The sequence below is a fragment of the Saliphagus infecundisoli genome (assembly GCF_020177375.1).
Classification (GTDB): domain Archaea; phylum Halobacteriota; class Halobacteria; order Halobacteriales; family Natrialbaceae; genus Saliphagus; species Saliphagus infecundisoli.
The window spans coordinates 104193-121245 of sequence record NZ_JAIWHV010000007.1 but is presented as its reverse complement, the minus strand read 5'-3'; the positions used below and the strand labels follow the sequence as shown (position 1 = coordinate 121245).

Below are 17053 nucleotides of genomic sequence, written 5' to 3'. Positions count from 1 at the left end.
GGCCCCGTCCTCACTCCCCGCCGCGACGCCCGAGGGCGGCGTACGCTACGGCGAGGAGGACGGCGAGGACGAAAACACCCTTCAGGGAGCGCCCGCCCGACTCGGCCTCGGGGGCCGGCGAGACGTCGGTCCCGTCGAACTCGCGCTCGCCACGCTCGACGCCCTCGAGGATGGGCTCGCGAAGCGGCGACTCCATCGCGACCCCGACCGCCTCGCGGACGAGAAACTGCGTCAGTTCATGGCTCAGGACGTCGTCGTACGATTCGGTGTCGATGTAGGAGTTGGGATTCATGGGTCGTTCGCGCCGATCGCCGGTCGGATCGGGCGCGTCGGACGTCGGTACGCACGAGGGGCGGATAGTTCTTGACGTGGAAAGAGCCGGCTCCGGTGCCCTCAGGGAACGAGGGCCTCCCGAACCGGCGACCACGCGCCCTCGCTGGCGTGGGGAAGCCCGAGACGATACCGGACGGCGTCGTGGGCCCGCAGGGGCTCGAACACCGCGGGCTCCTCGAGCGCCCAGAGTTCACATCGGGGGGCGTCGCTCCCACTCCGATCGAGAATCGCGTTCGTCGCGCGGCGTGCGGCTTCGTTTGCTCCCTCCATGCTCGCCAGGTCGGTCTCCGTCCGGACGTAGTCCGAAGCGAGCACGAGGTTTTTCATTCCCGTCGCGGCCTCGGGACGATATCGCAGCGAGCCCGCGGTGTTGACCAGCAGCGGCTCGCGGTTTACGACCCCATCGTCGGTCTTCTCGATCGCGGGGTTGAGAAACCACTCGACGAGGTCGTCGTCGGCGAGTCGGGTCTCGTCGCGGTTGAGGTGGGTCGTGAGCTGGTCCCACGTCTCGGCTTTGATCTCTTCGGGCGAACAGTCCCGGGCGGGCTTGCCGGTGAGTTCGCCGGCAGCGTCCCAGTCCGAGATGATGACCGAGAGAACGTCTCCGACCGCTCCGGATCCCGCTTCCGAGAGGTCGTATTCCGACCAGAACTGGCCCTGTGAGATCGCAGTCAGTGCCCACGGCGAGTCGAGATAGAGCTGGTGGCCGTGGACCAGCGGCCGGTCGCTCTCGAGGTAGAACTGGATCCCGGTCATCCAGCCCGTCTCGAGGCGATCTATGTGAGCCAGCGAGGGCGCGCCCCGTTTGAGATCCGGACTCAGTAGCTCGACCATTGCCTCGACGGGCAGGGCGGCGACGTAGTACTCCGCCCCGACCTCTCCGCGGATCGTCTCGACGCCCGTCACCCGCTCGCGGTCGCAGTCGATGCCCGTCACTCGCGTCTCCCGGACGAACTCGACGCCGAGGTCCTCGAGATACGCTACCCAGGGCTCGATCCAAACCGTGCTCGTCGGTCCATTGAGGATTCGTTCTGCGTCCATCCGGGGATCGAGCTGTCCGCGGATCAACTGGAGGTAGATCTTCCCGAAGGTGCGCGCGCTGCCGTCCTGTGGGCGAAGCGCGACCAGCAACTGGGTGACGGCCGCGAGCTTCCGGTAGGCCGGAGAGAGGCGATCGGCCTCGACGAACTCCCACCACGAGCGGTACTCGAGGTCGTCCTCCCGCCGGGCGTCACAGCTCGTGAGCAGGGTCAACAGACGCTCGCCGAGCACGGCGGCCTCGCGCGGAGGAAGGCCGTCGGAGGTCGGCGGCTGGAGGGCCTCGCGCCACTCGCCGATCGTCCGGGGGGTCGCCGTCCGCGCGACGACCTCCTCGCCGGTCGCCCGCGCGAGCAGCGACTCGGAGGTCGGGACGAGGTTGTCTGCGACCGTTCGATCGCGGTAGGGAATCCGCGCCATCGTGTCGGTGACGTGGCGGTAGAACCCGGGGAAGAACCGAAAGCCGTGTTCGCCGAGGATCGCGTCCTTGCTCCCGTCGATCGGGATGCTCCTGGCTTTCCCGCCCATCCGCTCGTTGGCCTCGTAGACCGTGACGGCGAACCCGCGTTCGGCGAGTTCGTGGGCCGCGCTCAACCCGCCGATCCCGCCGCCGAGGACGGCAACCGAGGTCATCACCTGTGCTTGGGCCGGACGTATTTCAACTGCGGGGTACCGGCACACGCTCGTCTCCCGGGCCGGCGACGGCACCCGACCCGACCGTCGGTCGCCCTTGGGGTATCCACGAAGGGGTGAGCTTTTAGTGAACCGCCCGCATCGATCCGACCGGATCATGGTTTTCAAGAAGATCACGCTGATCGGGTCGAGTTCGGAGAGCTTCGACGACGCGGCCGACGACGCCATCGACCGCGCCGAGGACACGCTGAACAACGTTCACTGGGTCGAAGTCGAGGAGTTCAGCGTCGAGATCGCGACCGCAGACGACCGGGAGTATCAGGCGGAGGTCACCGTCGCCTTCGAACTCGAGGAGTAGAACCTCCAGAAACTACGTTCGGAACGACTCTCCACAGCCACACTCGCTGACCACGTTGGGGTTCTCGACGTGGAACCCTTCGGCCTGGAGGCCGCTCTCGAAGTCGAGCACCGAGCCCTCGATGTACTTCAGGCTCGCGGGATCGACGAACACTCTGAGCCCGTGGTGGTCGTAGATCGAGTCGTCCTCCTCGGGCTCGTCGTCGAAGCGCATCCCATACGAGAGCCCCGCACAGCCGCCCTGTTGGACGAACAGTCGGAGGCCCGCGACGTCCGTGTCGAGGCCCTCCTCGGTCAGGAGGTCTATGGCCTGCTCGGCGGCCGCTTCGGTAACCTCGATCCGGGGGCGGCTCTCGCCGTCCGCGCTCTCTGTACTCATACCCGTTCCTTCCGGCGCGACGGTGTTAACGTTGACGCCCCAGGTAGCGCTACTGGTCGCCGCCCCCGTTCTCGCCGCCCGTCTGCGTCCGTACGTGGACGCTCTCGGCGTGGGCCTCCAGGCCCTCGGCCTCCGCGAGCGTCGTGATCGTCCCGCTCAGGTCCACCAGTGCGTCGGCCGAGAGTCGCTGGACCGTCGTCGCCCGGAGGAAGGTGTCGACCGAGAGCCCGCCCGTGACCTTCGGGAGGCCGTTGGTCGGCAGGACGTGGTTCGTCCCGCTGGCATAGTCGCCCGCTGCGACGGGGGTCGCCGACCCGAGAAAGACGCTGCCCGCGCTGTCGATCCGCTCCAAGACTGCGTCGTCGTCGTCGGCGATAATCGAGAGGTGTTCGGGGGCGTACTCCTCGGCGAAGAGGATCGCCTCGCTCATCGACCGGGCGAGCAGGACCCGGCTCCCCTTGCCCGCGAGGGCCTCCCGGATCGTCTCCTCGCGCTCGCGCTCGGGAAGCCGGTTCTCGACCGCCTCCACGATTCCCTGGGCGGTCTCCCGGTCGTCGGTGACCGCGACCGCGGGCGACGTCGGCCCGTGTTCGGCCTGGGCGAGCAGGTCGGTGGCGACGGCGACGGGGTCGGCGGTGTCGTCTGCGACGACGACGATCTCGCTCGGCCCCGCCAGAAAATCGATCTCGCAGTCGCCCCTGACCTCGGCTTTGGCCGCCGTCACCCAGGGACTGCCGGGACCGACGACCTTCTGGACCCGCGGGATCGACTCCGTTCCGTAGGCGAGGGCCCCGATCGCCTGGGCGCCGCCGACGCCGTAGACTGCATCGGCGCCCGCGATATGGATCGCCGCGAGCGTCGCCGGATTCACCTCCTCTGCGGGCGGTGTGACGGCGACGACGTGGGAGACGCCCGCGACGACCGCCGGCACGATCCCCATGATCGCGCTCGAGGGGTAGGCGGCGGTCCCGCCGGGGACGTAGACCCCCGCCCGCTCGATCGGGCGAAATCGTCGGCCGAGCTCCCGCCCGTCGGAGAACTCGCGGCGCCAGTCCTCGGGAACCTGGGCCTCGTGGAACTCGCGAACGTTGTCGGCGGCGGCCTCGATCGCCGCCAGAATCTCGGAATCGACCTCCTCGACTGCCCGTTCGGCCTCGTCGGTGATCTCCAGGTTGCCCACGGAGACGCCGTCGAACTCCTCGGTGAACTCCCGGACGGCGACGTCGCCTTCCTCGCGAACGCGCTCGACGATCCCCCGGACGTCCTCGCGGACGTCCTCGATGCCGGCCGATCGCTCGAACAGCGCAGCCCGATCGGCCGGCCCGAGGTCGGCGAGTTCGTCCACCTCGAGAGTCGTGGTCATAGCCGTGGGTTCGAAGGGCGCGTGGAAAACCGTTTCCAGTCGTGGCCCTCGATTACTCCTCGATGGTCCGGAGGCCGACCGCCGACAGCGTCGCCCGCACGAAGAGATAGCTCAGGAGCGCGAAGGCTGTGAGCCCGATCGGTGCCGCGAGGAGCTGGGCGGTCCGGTAGGGGACGAGGAGCCGGGAGGTCCCGAGGACGACGAAACTCGCGACGGCGAGGCCCACCGCGAGGAGCGCGAGCCGGACGAATCGCTGCTGATCCATGGCTCCGCTTCGACCGCCGGCAGTAAGGGTGTCGGGGCTCCCGAGGTCGGGCCCGCCGGACGAGGGTCGATCAGCTCGCGCCGTCAACGGACCCCCGAGCCTCGATCTCGTGGGCCGCCTCGAGGATCGCGTCGTCGTCGACGTGCCTGAGCAGGCGCCGGTGGCCGCGCGTGGCCCGCCGGTCGATCTCCTCGTCGGGGAGGTAGGCGTCGAGCCGGCGATCGATCTCGCGTTCGCGGAGCTCACGGAGGCGCTCGTCGCTGGCGTCGGAATCGTCGGGAAGCCGGTCGTCGAAGTGCTCGCGCCAGCGGTCGCGGTCGGCCCACTCGGCGGTCAGTTCGCTCTCCCGGCGGACCCAGTCCCAGTGCTCGCTCAGGGCCTCGGGGTAGCCCCGGTCGCGGCGGGCGTCGGCGATCACGGTCCGGGCGACGCGTGCGCCCCGACCGGCGGCGACGACCGCCTGTGCCCCCGCGTCGCCCGCGGGCGTCGCCACGTACAGCCCGTCGATCGGCGTCGTGCCGTCGTCTGCGGGACAGTCGCGGTCGAACCGCTCCTCGCCCTCTTCGCCGTGGTCGTCGGGGACGAACATCGACCCCTCGTCGAGCGGGCGGAGGTAGCCGGCTCCGTACCGGGTGGCCGCGACGACGCGATCGGCGCTCGTGGGTTCGCCCTCCTGGGGTTCGAGCCGGAATCCTCCGGCTCCGTCGTTGCCCTCCCCGTCGTCCCCGACGCGCTCGATCCGTTCGACCCGTTCGACGAGATCGGGCCGGAGTTCGGCGCCGGCCTCTTCGACGTGGTCGTGGATCAGGCCGTAGAAGGTCTCGACGTCGATCCCCGCGGGAAAGCCAAGGAAGTTCTCGAGGTAGCCACAGCGCCGGAGCGACGAGCGCCCGCGGTCGAAGACGACCGTCTCGAGGCCGTAGCGCGCGGCGAAGACGGCGGTCGAACAGCCCGCGGGACCGCCGCCGACGACGGCGACGTCGTAGTCGGTCCCCTCTCCCGCAGTCATTCCTGGCCCGCACCGCCGATCGCGTCGGCGACCCGCTCGCGGTCGAACAGCCGCTCCTCCTCGGGGAACTCGGGATAGGCCTCGCCGTGGTTGTCCTCGGGCCAGGCGCCGAACTGGTCGGGGTAGAGCTGTTTGGCCGCCATCTCGAGCTGGAAGAGGTTCATCAGCGGTCCCTGCTCGGGGTCGCCGGAGGGGTAGACTCGTCCGTTCTCGACGGCCGTGATCCGGCTCGCGACCGGGTGGTCCGCGAGCGTCTCGGCGATCGCCCCGACGTCGTAGTAGGAGGCGACGCCGTAGCGATGGAGGAGCACGTCGGGATCGAACTCGAGCATGGCCTCGTAGTCGTAGCTCGTCTCGTAGGTCAGCTCCTCGCCCGCGAAGGCGTCGGTCGCTCCCAGCGGGCGCAGATCCGCCGTGGCGAACCCGGGCGCGTCGAGGGCGGAGGGGTAGAACGTCTCCTCCATGAAGATGATCGCGCCGACCGTCGGGCGCTCCTCTTCGGGCGGAAGCCCCTCCTCGATCGTCGCGACTAGGTCGTCGTGGACCGCCGACAGCTCGCCGTAGCGCTCGCCGGCCCCGAACAGCGCCGCGACCCGTTCTGCGATCTCCCAGAGGGTGTAGTACTCGTAGTCGTCGGCGTAGGACTCGGGAGGCTCGCCGTGTGCGCGGCTGTAGGCGTTGCCGAACCACGGGGCGACGTTCTCCGCGATCTCCTCGACGGTCTCGCGGTCCCAGCCCTCGAACGACGCGATGAGCGCGGGATCGGCGAGGTGGAGGTCGGAGTCGAGTTCGTAGAACAGCTCCTGATCGACGCTGATCGCTCCCGACCCCGTGTTGAGCTGGGTCAGATCCTCCCGGTCGAAGGAGACGCCCTCGAGGTGGTCGTAGTAGGCGTCCAGGGTCCCGCCGCCGGTTTCGGCGTCGAAACCCAGCGAGTTGACGGCGTCACCGTGGCCGTAGGCGACCGCCATGTCGGCGTACAGCAGGCTGTAGACCATGACGTCCTCCGGGATCGCCTCGAGCGTTACCTCGCCGACGGGCGCAAGCGAGGAGGTGTACGGCCCGCTACTGCCGTCGGTCTCGTTTCCACCGTTGGACTCGTCTTCGGCCTCCGACTCGTTTCCGGCGTCGGCGTTCTCGCTCCCGTCGGACCCGGTTTCCGTTTCGTTCCCGCTGTCGGTGTCGTTCTCGGCGGTTTCGGTCCGTGTTTCCGTCTCGGTGGCCTCGGTTTCGTTCCCGCTCTCGGTCCCGTTTTCGCCGTCTTCGCCGTTCCCCTCTTCCCCACCCAGACAGCCCGCGAGCAACGACCCGCCGACGACCGTCGTCCCGTACGTGAGAGCTCTCCGGCGCGTCACGTTCCTGCGTTCTCGTGCCATGTTTTTAGGCATCCCTAAAATCTCATAGTGCTTTCGCTTCCGCTCGGCCGGCGACCACCGTCGGGGCGGTCGGTCAGGCGTCGCCCGTAACGATCCCGGCGACGCGCTCGCGGTCGAACAACTGCCCGTCGCCGAACGAATCGGGGTAGAGATCCCGAGCCGCCCGCTCGAGCTGGAAGAGATGGATGATCGGCCCCTGGTAAGTCAGCCCCCCGTAGACGACCCGTCCCTCCGATACTGCCCGGAGCCGACTCGCGACGTCGTGGGACTCGAGATGGGAAACGATCTCGCGCTCGAAGTAGTCGGGCGTGACCGCTCCCTGTAGCCTGATGGCGAGGGCATCGGGATCGATCTCGAGGAGCGTCTCGTAGTCGATCTCGCCGCCGCCGGCCTGGGCGTCGGTCACGTCGGCGAGGGCGTCGCCGACCTCGAGGTCCGTCCAGTGTTTGGACTGGGTTCCCTCCCCGATGCGGTAGGGATAGAACGACTCCGGCGGGACGTCGGCGGGGTACACCACCGCGACGTCGGGGGTCTCCTCGGGCAGGCGCCCGCGGACGTCCGCGAGCACCTCGTCGTGGTACGCCGCGAACGCCTCGTAGCGCTCTCGCTCCCCGAAGACCTCGGCGACCGTCTCGAAGGCCTCGTACAGCGTGTAGTGGGGGTAGTCGTGCCAGTCGTAGACCCGCGAGAAGATCGTGTTCCCGACGAACGGGCCGACGGTCTGTGCGATCTTCTCGACGTCGCTCTCGCTCCACTGGAGGCGGTTCACCATGAAGTTCGGATCGATCAGGTGGACGTCGGCGTCGAGTTCGTGAAAGACCTCCTTGCCGGTGCCGTTCTGGTAGAGTTCGGTGAGGTCGTCGTCTTCGACGGAAACCCCCGGGAGTTCCTCGTAGAGGTGCGAGCCGAACCGGGCGCGGACGCCGACCGCCGAGAGCCCGTCGCCCTGGCCGAGCGCGACGCCCATGTCGGCGTAGTCGCCCGTATACGAGAGCCAGGTCTCGGGGATCGCCTCGAACTCGACCTCGCCGACGGGCTCCATCGTCACCGAGTAACCCCCGTCCTCGGCGTCGTCGCTTTCGTCGCCGCGCGTCCCGGCGTCTTCCCCGCCTTCGTTTTCGTCGCTCCCGCCGGTTCCGTCCGTTCGGTTCTTCCTGTCGGTGTCGCTCGTGTCGTCGTCCGATTCGCCTTCCGTCTCCGCGCCGGTCTCGTTGGTCCCGTCGTCGGGGTTTCCATTTCTACTGTCGCCGCCGTTCCCACCGCCGCCCAGACAGCCGGCGATCGCCCCGATCCCGGCGGCCACGGCGCCGGTTCTCAACAACTGCCGTCGGCTCGGTTCGTGCATACGTTTTAGGCATGCCTAAAACATAAAGCCGTTCCGATTCTTAGGCGTGCCTAAATACGGCGTTCCGAAGCGTCCTTCTGCGGGGTAGCGCCCGGCAGCACAGCCGCCGGGGGCTACGGACGGGCCGACGTTTCTGCGACGAACGCGTCCCGACGTCGCTCCGAAACCACGCAAATCAGAGGACAGGAGGTGGTCTGCGTGTCGTCATCGGTCGAGGTTACGCCGGTAGCCGGTACGTACCCAGACGGTCGAGATTCTGCGAGAACCGCCCGCGATCGAGAGAGTGTCGCCCGGAACACTTCGATATTATATATAAGTCTAAAGTGGTGATTAGTCGAGCTACGGGCCATCTAACGCACTAATCAGACTAAATAGTTGCTTTTATCTATCATTCTGTCGCCGCGTAGTGTGATCGGGTTCTGATGTATATTCCAATCTTCGCCCGTAGAGTTCCCCACATCGCGTCCAATCATTCGTGCATCTGAGTCCCTGTTCGAAAGCTCGTCAACTCCTCGATCCGCCCCTCCAAGTCCTCAATCTCTTGGCGGAGTTCTTCGGCACCCTCATCCTCAGTCGCAGCGAGCTGATCCTTTAGTCCCTGGAGGCGGGTTTCCTTTACGTCCTCGTCTACGTCGGCCTTCCGAACGTACTCGCTCTCCTGAATCTCGTAGACATCTGACTCAGCCAACTCGGTCACTTCCAGCGCCTCATCGACTCTTGATCGATCCACACCCATCACCCGCTCCCGATCAATACCTTCGTTCTCGAGGGCCGCCAGCACCTCCTCATCGTCCTTGAGAGAGCGATTACGGCGTGCTGTCCGCTGGACGGATCCAAACGGCCCACTGACCGGTCGATCGTGATGCAGGCGATTCAGGAGCACGTCAGCGACGTCCTTCCGGAGAGTATCCGCGTTTCGCTGAACGTCCGAGAGAAGCGTGTAGAGGTTCACCAGGGCGTTCGACTCCACCTCTGCAAGTGTGCTCACGTCGTGGCGCTCAAGCGCGTCAACAAGCAAGAGCGCGTCCGCATAGACGTCCAGATCCGGCTCCGTCCGTTCTTCGTTCTCCTCATCGTGAGCGTGGTCGTCATCGAGAAGTTGGGTTGTCGTCGGGCCATCCCTCTCGATGATCACGCCGTCGTCCTCGTCGATCTCGAAGCGCGGGTGGAGACTCAACACAGTTGGATACGGGTCCGCATCGGGTGGGAGCCGCTCGAGTTTGAATCGGCCCGCATCCTCCGTGATCCGCCGAAAGAGTGTCTCGAATTGGTCCCGCTGGAGCGGACGTGATTCACCCGAGTCTTCGAGTTCGATCACGACACGGTGTTCTTGAACGTCGGTGATGTGGAACCGGTCGCCGGACAATGGCGTAATGAGTGTCGCCCCCTGTGATAACTCGTCAAGCTGGTCGAGGAGCGTGTGCCACGAGACGTTGAACGGCATACCAGAAGAACGAACACGTGCAGTAAAACTCTACGGGCCCCATCCCAGATCGTCGCTGGATTCAGTTCCAAGGCACAATTGTGAGGCACACTTCCGGGTATTCAAAGTCATTCAGTCCCCTCAAGGCCGGAACACAGTTAATTCGGTAGATACGATGAATTACTATTAATTAACTATAGCCAAAATCTGGTTCAGTCGAATTAACTATTTTGATGGCCTCTATGCAGTTATTAGGGGAGAGCGACCTTCTGGGTGAGAAACGGATCTCGAATCGCGAGTCTGTTGTAGCGCGATGGCGAGGCTGATAGCAGGGCGCTCAGTAAGGGAAGCTACGATTGGTCTGAAGGCTCATGAAACATATTGGCTCAAGATAGAGACACGATCCACCTATCGGCCGGGAATGGTAACAGTTGGTAACGCTGGGGTTTCGAACGCAAACCACTACTCTCTAATATCGCTTGAGCGCTCACTGCTATCAGCTTCGTACGAAGAGAACTCCATGTATCCCTACTACGAAACCCTGACGTATGCGACGGTTACCCGGAAGCGTGAGTGGGCGAAACCGTATATGACCAGCTCGAAGACAGGGACCTACACAACGGCGGCCACCGACTTGTGTCCTACGCCGGACGAGAATACTTCTCAATCAAGGTAGAAGGCTACTCCAATCACCCATTTTATAAGTGATCTCTGCTTGATTTGCGTTATTCAGGTCACTTATCAGTTCACCCTCAGAGGAGGTGTCAACCGGAAATATGAATGCCATTTGGCTTGTATTATTATCAAGCTCTAACTCCATAGACGCTTTGTATATACTTCCGCCCTCAATATGGTAGTAATCTATATCGTTAGGATTATGTACGATGTGTAGATCTGCATCCCCACTTGTGAGGTTATTAATCTCTGTATCTGAAGCCAAGTTGTCCAGTTCCTGTCTGAGCTTACTACTAATGCTCATAAAGGTATAATATCAGCCCGATCTAATCATAGTAACGATTAAAATCAGAGAGGAATATAAATTCACTTACACGCTACTCTGAAAGCTCCCTGATCGGAACCCATTCCCCGTCTTTGTTTTGATATTCCCACCAGCTCCATCCGTCGTAACTGTAGGAAGCGCGGGCATCTTCGCCTCGATAGTGGCGATCAGCGACCCGAGCAGCACCCATCGGCGTTCGGGTCAACTATCAGAGTTATCCGATTCAGGATCACCGCTGACATCGATTCGTTCGCCTTTTATCGTCGCCGTTACCGTATTGCCGCTGTAGTCCCCTCGCTTGTAGACGTGGCGTAAGGTAGTGCTGTCACCCAACTGTCCGAGCTTCAGGTTAAGATGGTCAGGCAAACGTTCCATGGTTATCCCTCCGTGAGTTCGTTGATCGGAACCCATTCGCTGTCTTCGTTCTCGTACTCCCAGCCGTCTTAATCGCTGCTACCTGCGTCTTCCTCTCTGTTTATTGGCCGCGACTCACGCAGTATCGGAGTGGTACACAAGCGAAGAACGCTTGTCAGGATTACCAAAAGTTTCTTTGGTTATCCCGTTCGACCTCATCGCTACGATCAAAACAAAACCGTTATGAGTTCTAAATCAAAGCTCCCTGTCATCTTCCTTTATACGGATAATACTACGTCGATTGATGGAGCGACACGCTTCCAAAAGCTTGTTTTCCTGGCTCAGGAAGAAACAAAGTTGAAAGATGTATATGACTATCGAGCGGATCGTTTCGGACCCTTTTCAGTTCAACTTCGTTCCGACCTGGAAACACTTGATAATGAGGGATATATTGAAAGAGAAGTCAACACAAATGAATATGGATACTCCAGAATAACATATAGCTTAACTAACAAAGGAGTGCAAGAAGCACAACGACTTCTTGGACTTGGGAATGATGGTGTATTTGACATTGTCAATGATATAAAGGGGAAATACAATAATAAAACTATTTCCGAGATACTTGAATATGTATATAATAAATATGATGGATATACGGACGTGACAGATGCAGATACAAAGACGCTCTTTGACCCAGATGCCAGATCAGAATTTGAGCGGCTACCCAAAAGAAGCTCTAATACCCCCACAACCTTTGGAGAACGTCTACAAGCTACACCACATACGTTATATCAGATGCCAAAGCGCGAGACTAACGCATATTTTTATTACTTCACCGATGATTCATACTCTCGGGAAGATAGTAAATTCAAGGCCTTAGATGATGAATTGACCTTACTTGGGCGAAATCGTAGTCAACTGGAAGTTGCAATGATCGATCGGGATCGGATCCGAATAGAATTGTGGGATGCCTTAATCAGTGGATTTGACATTAGTGATTATCCATCACTTGTTGTGGCGGATCAAGAACTTGGAGTCCGAGACGTAGAGTTATCCGAAGATTCTTTTTCACCTGAGAACGGAAATTATGCAGTAATTGAAAGCGGAATCATATCTGATAGTATTCTAAGCGACAATGACCGAATACGTGATTTCCTCAACGGCTTATTTGATTGTTCCAGAAATGGTGATATGAAAGATGGGATGAGGAAGCGAAAAGTTGTTGAAGGGCTGAAAATAGCTAAAGGAGAGATAACTAACATATTGTCCGTCTCTCCCTGAGAATTTGGTTACATGAGGTATAATAAGGTCAGTTACAGTGGGCTATCGACAACTACGAGATACGGGTCTGCATTCTCGCTGTCTCGAGGTGCTATCAGCTACGTTCTAAAAAAGCGTGCTTCCGAGGCTGATAGCAGTGAGGGTCAGATCGGTATATAGGGACGTAAGTCGCTGCGAAATCTGTCCTATCCAGCACGAATGCGACGGATGAAATTTGACCTACCTATCGGCTGGCCACGCTAACGTATAGCATTCGTCGAAGATTCGGACACGAACCACCAATCTCTGTATCACTTGAGCGGTCACTGCTATCAGCTCCGTCATTAGCGAAACTTGGCCCACAGAGCTGGGACTACTCCGCATTCTCTGATTAGTGGTGCACCCCTCCAAATCCAGGCAAGCGTACTCAACTTCGGACTTTCTCTCTATGGCGAACTTTAATCAAGAAGTCGTTTGAATCAGTGACCATGTCATACACAGATCGGGCCACCCCGATCAAAGAGGAGGTCCACGAGTTAGGTACCCAACTCGGATTCTCGACCGCCGAGGAAATCGATGATACCTTTCTCTCGGTGGCGCTCGAGGAGAGCTACACCCCGCGAGTCGATGTCGTCTGGTATCTCGATCTCCGGGAATTAGGACTCGATACCACACAGTTATCCGACTACTTCGGCTTCGAAGATGACGAGCAGTATCGGCGGTTCCCCCTGGTTGCCTTCGAGATCGAAGCGTCGGATCCCACGACGAAAACGATGACAGCCGATCTGGCGAACCTCCAAGCGATCGGGGCACCGATTGGAATCCTAATCGTAGACGAAGAACGCGAGGGCGGTCTCTATCGCCGTGGCAAGCGTATTGTCCGGACCTTCAGGCAACTCCACGGTCATACCAACTGTCTCTGTCTTGACCGAAGCCATCTGACGGATCTCGTTAATCGGGAGTGGGGTGGATCAACCGATCAGCCAGCATTCGAACACGATATCTCTGAGGGTGCTGGCGGAGAAAAGGAGTGGAGTACCCGAACGCGGCGTCAGCTCGCCGATATGGGCAAAGAGATGGGCTTCGTCGTCAAAGAGGACTGGATCCCTGACGACCTTAGCCAAGCCTACGATCGCCATCGCGACCTCTGGCAAGAGGCTGACGGGACCACGGACCATGAGCAGTACGCGTGGGACCCCGAGGGGGAGCGGAAGACCTTCCGAGGGTGGCGAACCTACTACACGGGGTCAAAAATTGATCTCACATGGACGATGCCGTATCCAGCATCGTTCAAAGAGTTCCTTACCGCAGTTGTTGACCTCGACCCTGACTTCGAGACGCATACCCCACTCCTTCGGGAAGCCGAAAGCCTACATCCACTCTATGGGTTCGAGCTCGAGAGCTCCGCCGGGAAACACGCGGCTGGTGGGGTACTCAATCTGGGTGCCTATCCAACCGTTGGTCAGATCGTAGTCCCGAACGAAACGAAACGACGCCGCATAGAGACGAAGATCGAGACGTACGAGCAGGCACTGGGCATCCGGAACGTCGAAACTCAGGTGATGGACCATGACTGACCCGATCCACGTCGGAGCATGGCTCCCGAAGCACTGGCACCGTAAATTTACCGACGAGGAGCGAACACAGATTGCCGAGAGCGACCTTGACCTCCTGCTCGTGCCCGAGAACCACGACCACTGGAAGAACCGTGATCACTGGAAGCAGACCGCTGACGAGCTTGATGTGGCGCTCTATGCAGGGTTCGATGACGGTGACTGGATCAGGGGTATCTTCTATGATCCAGCGACGGATACCGATTTCACCTATACGAAACACAGTTCCGCCGGGAAGCTTGCGCTTGAACTGGACGACTGGCACCCCGAAGACGCACTCAAGACGACAGAATTTCGGGGAACGACTGTCGGGACCACGATCTGTCACGACCAGTATTTCTCGCCGTTCATGGGATACGAAGGACTGGCCGGCGCTTCTCTGTTGCTCAACGTGAGTGCAACACCAGTTGTAGCGAAAAAATGGGGTGAGGTACTCCAAGCGCGAGCAATCGAAAACGGCGCCTACGTCGTTTGTACGACGCATGGATCCGGCCCCGATGGAACCGTCAAACGAGGGAATAAGGCCCACGTCTTCGCCTTCGATCCGTTCGGTGATCCAATTATCCTCACTGAGTTGGGAACCGATGGCAAGCGAGATCTCGTTGAGACAACACCCGACAATATCTACACGGTCTCAGTCGATCCAGCGCGAACATCAAAGGCACGCCAGACGCTGACGAACCAATACGACCGGCCGTCAATCACCCGCATTCAAGATTCGACCTCCGAGAGCGTCTCACTGAGCGAGCCACGGGTTAGCGTTCAAGCCGATTACAACGGTCTTCGCATCACCTATGAATCGGATTCAATCGATATCGGTAACTTTGAATCACAGCCGTTCACTCTCGCCGACGAGGACTTTTACCTCGCCGCTATTGAAAGTGATGAGATTCTGAAACCTGAGCGACTGTACCAAGAGATTCTATCGGTGCCGGACATTGAGAGCAAACGGTTGCTCCTCCTTAATCACTGGTCTGACCTTGCTCCCCACTACCACCAGAATGTCGTTGAACCCGTACTTCGTGCTCGATGCGTTGAGTGGGCCAGTCCAGCCATCACGGTAGCACCCGACCACAGTTCAGCTTATCAAGTGTGGTACGCGAAAAACACCAGTAGGATGAACCCCGACGAGAACGGACACTTCCGGCTCTTCCTCTATGCAGCCCGTGGGTTGTCAAGTGCTCTCGAGCCTGTAAACCATGAGACTGAGAAGATGAAGCAAATCGCCTCAGCCTGCGAACAGCGTCGTACTGGAAGCGATTAGAGAAGGACGCCTCCGATGGGATTGTACTCACTTCCTTAGTCCTACTCCCGCGGTTCACGATGAGCGAGTAGCATGGAGTCGCCCTCTGGAGTAGGTTGAAGCCCCCGAAGTATAGCAATTTTGCCTCCGCTGAAGATGTCATTCAGTGCTATTGAATAAATTAATTTATCGATTACACTTCGGCTTCAGAACCCGAATCAGCCTGTTCTCTCTGATTGCAGCCTCTGTGGTACAAGTCTCGAACGAGGATAAACACACTCTACGCTCAACCGCGGAAGTAGGATTAGGTGAGAGCAAACAGGTCACAGAATTAACTCACGTCCAAGGAACGGATACGAGGTTCCAAGTCCTCCTGGAACTCGTCCATCGTTTCCGCACCCCACTCGATCAGTTGCGCTCGCTGATCCATACTCAACTCGGTGATCCTTCGTTCAATCGGCTTTGCCCACTTGATACGACAAGCGGCTTTTTCCGGAAGCCGTTGCCAAATCAATTCAGCATCAAGATTCGACTCGATCTTGTCGCTTTCCTCCTTCAGAGCCTCAAAGATAGCCAAATTTCGGTCGGGGTCTGAGGTCTGAATATACAGCTCCACGGAGAAACCAGGTGTCTGATGAAAGACCCACCCGAAACTGACACCACTCGTCCCAGCACTAAAAGTAAGGTAATTTCGAGGGCCCGGTTTCAGCTTGTTCCAAGTAGGTCGTCTTGCCGAATATGTGTCCACCATCTCTGCGAAAAACTCACGATAGCTGTGTTCCGTCTCCGTAAGAGAGTCATCAACAATCTCCCGTTCCCAGTCATTGGGTTCAACGACAATCTCAAATTCAAACCCTCGTTCGTCTGAGCCCTCTATGCTCAGTACCCGTGGTTTGATGGCGAAGAACTTCACATCTTTGGGGCCACTTTCATTAAGCCATTCCAGAACACTACGATGTTCGGGCCTAAAGTTTTCAGCTAACCAAATTGTGAAACCAGCATTCTTCCCAGAAGAGTACGTCAATAGCTTCCCAAGGTGATCGTGATCGGTGTTACCGTACTGATTCTCGATTACAACCGTTTCGCCGGTATTCATCTCCCGAGCCACGATGTCGGACGAAAAATCCCCTACTGCTTCCTCAGTGCGCGCATCTTCAAGCTCAATTCCGAGTTCTGAGCCCAGTAGATCAATGTTCTCCGCGAGCCATCGAGTGAAACCACGCTCTTCGTTTTCCCATACAGTCCGGAGGTTATGATCTTGGATTTGTGCGACGTATCTCTCCATAGTCCGTCTTTGAGATAGGACACTAAATCAATAGTGGAGTATCAACTCGGGATAATGGTGGTGCGGATTGCGAGGCTGATAGCAGGGTGCGCTCAGTTGTAGAATGGGACTCTCAACCGTTCCGTATAATACAATAATATGGTTATTAAACGGGGGAATTTCTACTTACCATTGTGTTGGCGGTCTATTGAAAATCGTCGAAGGACGATTGCGAATCGTAGTTGTCTGGAATGTATAGTTCACGTTCTGGTTTTGGTAGGGCAATTAGCGTCCGGTCATCGAATTGATTGCGTTCAAACGTCCGGACGAAGTCCGTGATTTGAGCCACTCCTTCTTTGCGGATTGTTGACCTCAAGCCAGTACTCCTAATCACTTCTTGATCATCCGCTACCATCTGAAACGCGTTATCCAACCGGACCTGTTCCCAAATGGAGTATCCCGCTCCCGAGCGGTCAGGACCGTATACTCGCCATTCAATTCCATCAGTTAAGATCCCGTATGGTGTGTCGAAGCCGTCAATGCTCAGGTAGGCTTTGATCTGATCCTCACCGGCTGAAATATCGTTGAGCGGTTTAATCTCTCCTACTACTGGAATCACAGTATTTGATAGTTCAAAATCGGGCCAACGATCACGCTCGAGACCCCGCGCCTTCGGTTCGGGACGATACTGTAGGTTCACTGCGTCTAAAAGATTATCGACAAGAAGGATTCGGGTGAACTCTTCGCATTTGTAGCCAAAATTGAGGTCGGAATCAGACAAGCTGACGGTCCCAAACA

At 59.4% G+C, this 17053-nt stretch carries 16 protein-coding genes; 4 read left to right on the top strand and 12 right to left on the bottom strand.

Annotated elements, in window-relative coordinates:
* Positions 1 to 10: 10 nt before the first annotated feature.
* Positions 11 to 292: a hypothetical protein gene (locus LCF40_RS11310; RefSeq protein WP_224828558.1), complete on the bottom strand. Its 282-nt coding sequence runs from the start codon at positions 290 to 292 to the stop codon at positions 11 to 13.
* 101 nt (positions 293 to 393) lie between these two features.
* On the bottom strand, positions 394 to 2004 hold the full coding sequence (locus LCF40_RS11305) for a hydroxysqualene dehydroxylase (RefSeq protein ID WP_224828557.1): 1611 nt from the start codon (positions 2002 to 2004) through the stop codon (positions 394 to 396).
* Between the two features lie 157 nt (positions 2005 to 2161).
* On the opposite strand from LCF40_RS11305, the gene LCF40_RS11300 reads away from it, so the two are divergent.
* Positions 2162 to 2362, top strand: a complete 201-nt coding sequence (locus LCF40_RS11300) for a dodecin (RefSeq protein WP_114578925.1) — start codon at positions 2162 to 2164, stop codon at positions 2360 to 2362.
* 12 nt (positions 2363 to 2374) lie between these two features.
* Here the strand turns inward: LCF40_RS11300 and LCF40_RS11295 are convergent, their stop codons facing one another.
* The 8 genes from LCF40_RS11295 to LCF40_RS11260 all read right to left on the bottom strand — a co-directional run bounded on the left by LCF40_RS11295 (position 2375) and on the right by LCF40_RS11260 (position 10500).
* A complete protein-coding gene (locus tag LCF40_RS11295; RefSeq protein WP_114578926.1) occupies positions 2375 to 2740 on the bottom strand; it encodes a HesB/IscA family protein in 366 nt (121 codons plus the stop codon).
* 49 nt (positions 2741 to 2789) lie between these two features.
* The gene (hisD, locus tag LCF40_RS11290) at positions 2790 to 4103 is read right to left on the bottom strand and encodes a histidinol dehydrogenase (RefSeq protein WP_224828556.1); all 1314 of its coding nucleotides are present in this window, start codon (positions 4101 to 4103) and stop codon (positions 2790 to 2792) included.
* Between the two features lie 52 nt (positions 4104 to 4155).
* On the bottom strand, positions 4156 to 4368 hold the full coding sequence (locus LCF40_RS11285) for a hypothetical protein (RefSeq protein ID WP_114578928.1): 213 nt from the start codon (positions 4366 to 4368) through the stop codon (positions 4156 to 4158).
* 70 nt (positions 4369 to 4438) lie between these two features.
* On the bottom strand, positions 4439 to 5377 hold the full coding sequence (locus LCF40_RS11280) for an NAD(P)/FAD-dependent oxidoreductase (protein WP_224828555.1): 939 nt from the start codon (positions 5375 to 5377) through the stop codon (positions 4439 to 4441).
* Positions 5374 to 6765, bottom strand: coding sequence for an ABC transporter substrate-binding protein (locus LCF40_RS11275; RefSeq protein ID WP_417750543.1), 1392 nt, complete (start codon positions 6763 to 6765; stop codon positions 5374 to 5376). The genes LCF40_RS11280 and LCF40_RS11275 overlap by 4 nt, the downstream gene beginning before the upstream one ends.
* Positions 6766 to 6826: 61 nt before the next feature.
* Entirely contained in the window at positions 6827 to 8098 is a 1272-nt protein-coding gene (locus LCF40_RS11270) for an ABC transporter substrate-binding protein (protein ID WP_224828553.1), read from the bottom strand.
* A 469-nt stretch (positions 8099 to 8567) separates the two neighbouring features.
* Complete coding sequence (locus tag LCF40_RS11265; RefSeq protein WP_224828552.1) at positions 8568 to 9542, bottom strand: DUF7983 family protein; 975 nt, start codon at positions 9540 to 9542, stop codon at positions 8568 to 8570.
* A gap of 646 nt (positions 9543 to 10188) precedes the next feature.
* Positions 10189 to 10500, bottom strand: coding sequence for a hypothetical protein (locus LCF40_RS11260; protein ID WP_224828551.1), 312 nt, complete (start codon positions 10498 to 10500; stop codon positions 10189 to 10191).
* Positions 10501 to 11025: 525 nt separating this feature from the next.
* Between LCF40_RS11260 and LCF40_RS11255 the strand changes: the two genes are divergently transcribed.
* The 3 genes from LCF40_RS11255 (at position 11026) to LCF40_RS11245 (ending at position 15012) form a co-directional block, all read left to right on the top strand.
* Positions 11026 to 12156, top strand: a complete 1131-nt coding sequence (locus LCF40_RS11255) for a hypothetical protein (protein ID WP_224828550.1) — start codon at positions 11026 to 11028, stop codon at positions 12154 to 12156.
* Positions 12157 to 12728: 572 nt separating this feature from the next.
* Positions 12729 to 13712, top strand: coding sequence for a hypothetical protein (locus LCF40_RS11250; protein ID WP_224828549.1), 984 nt, complete (start codon positions 12729 to 12731; stop codon positions 13710 to 13712).
* Complete coding sequence (locus tag LCF40_RS11245) at positions 13705 to 15012, top strand: carbon-nitrogen hydrolase family protein (RefSeq protein WP_224828548.1); 1308 nt, start codon at positions 13705 to 13707, stop codon at positions 15010 to 15012. Before LCF40_RS11250 ends, LCF40_RS11245 begins: the two co-directional genes overlap by 8 nt.
* Positions 15013 to 15322: 310 nt before the next feature.
* Here the strand turns inward: LCF40_RS11245 and LCF40_RS11240 are convergent, their stop codons facing one another.
* Positions 15323 to 16276, bottom strand: coding sequence for a DUF4268 domain-containing protein (locus LCF40_RS11240; protein WP_224828547.1), 954 nt, complete (start codon positions 16274 to 16276; stop codon positions 15323 to 15325).
* 184 nt (positions 16277 to 16460) lie between these two features.
* Positions 16461 to 17036, bottom strand: a complete 576-nt coding sequence (locus LCF40_RS11235; protein WP_224828546.1) for a hypothetical protein — start codon at positions 17034 to 17036, stop codon at positions 16461 to 16463.
* Positions 17037 to 17053 lie beyond the last annotated feature (17 nt).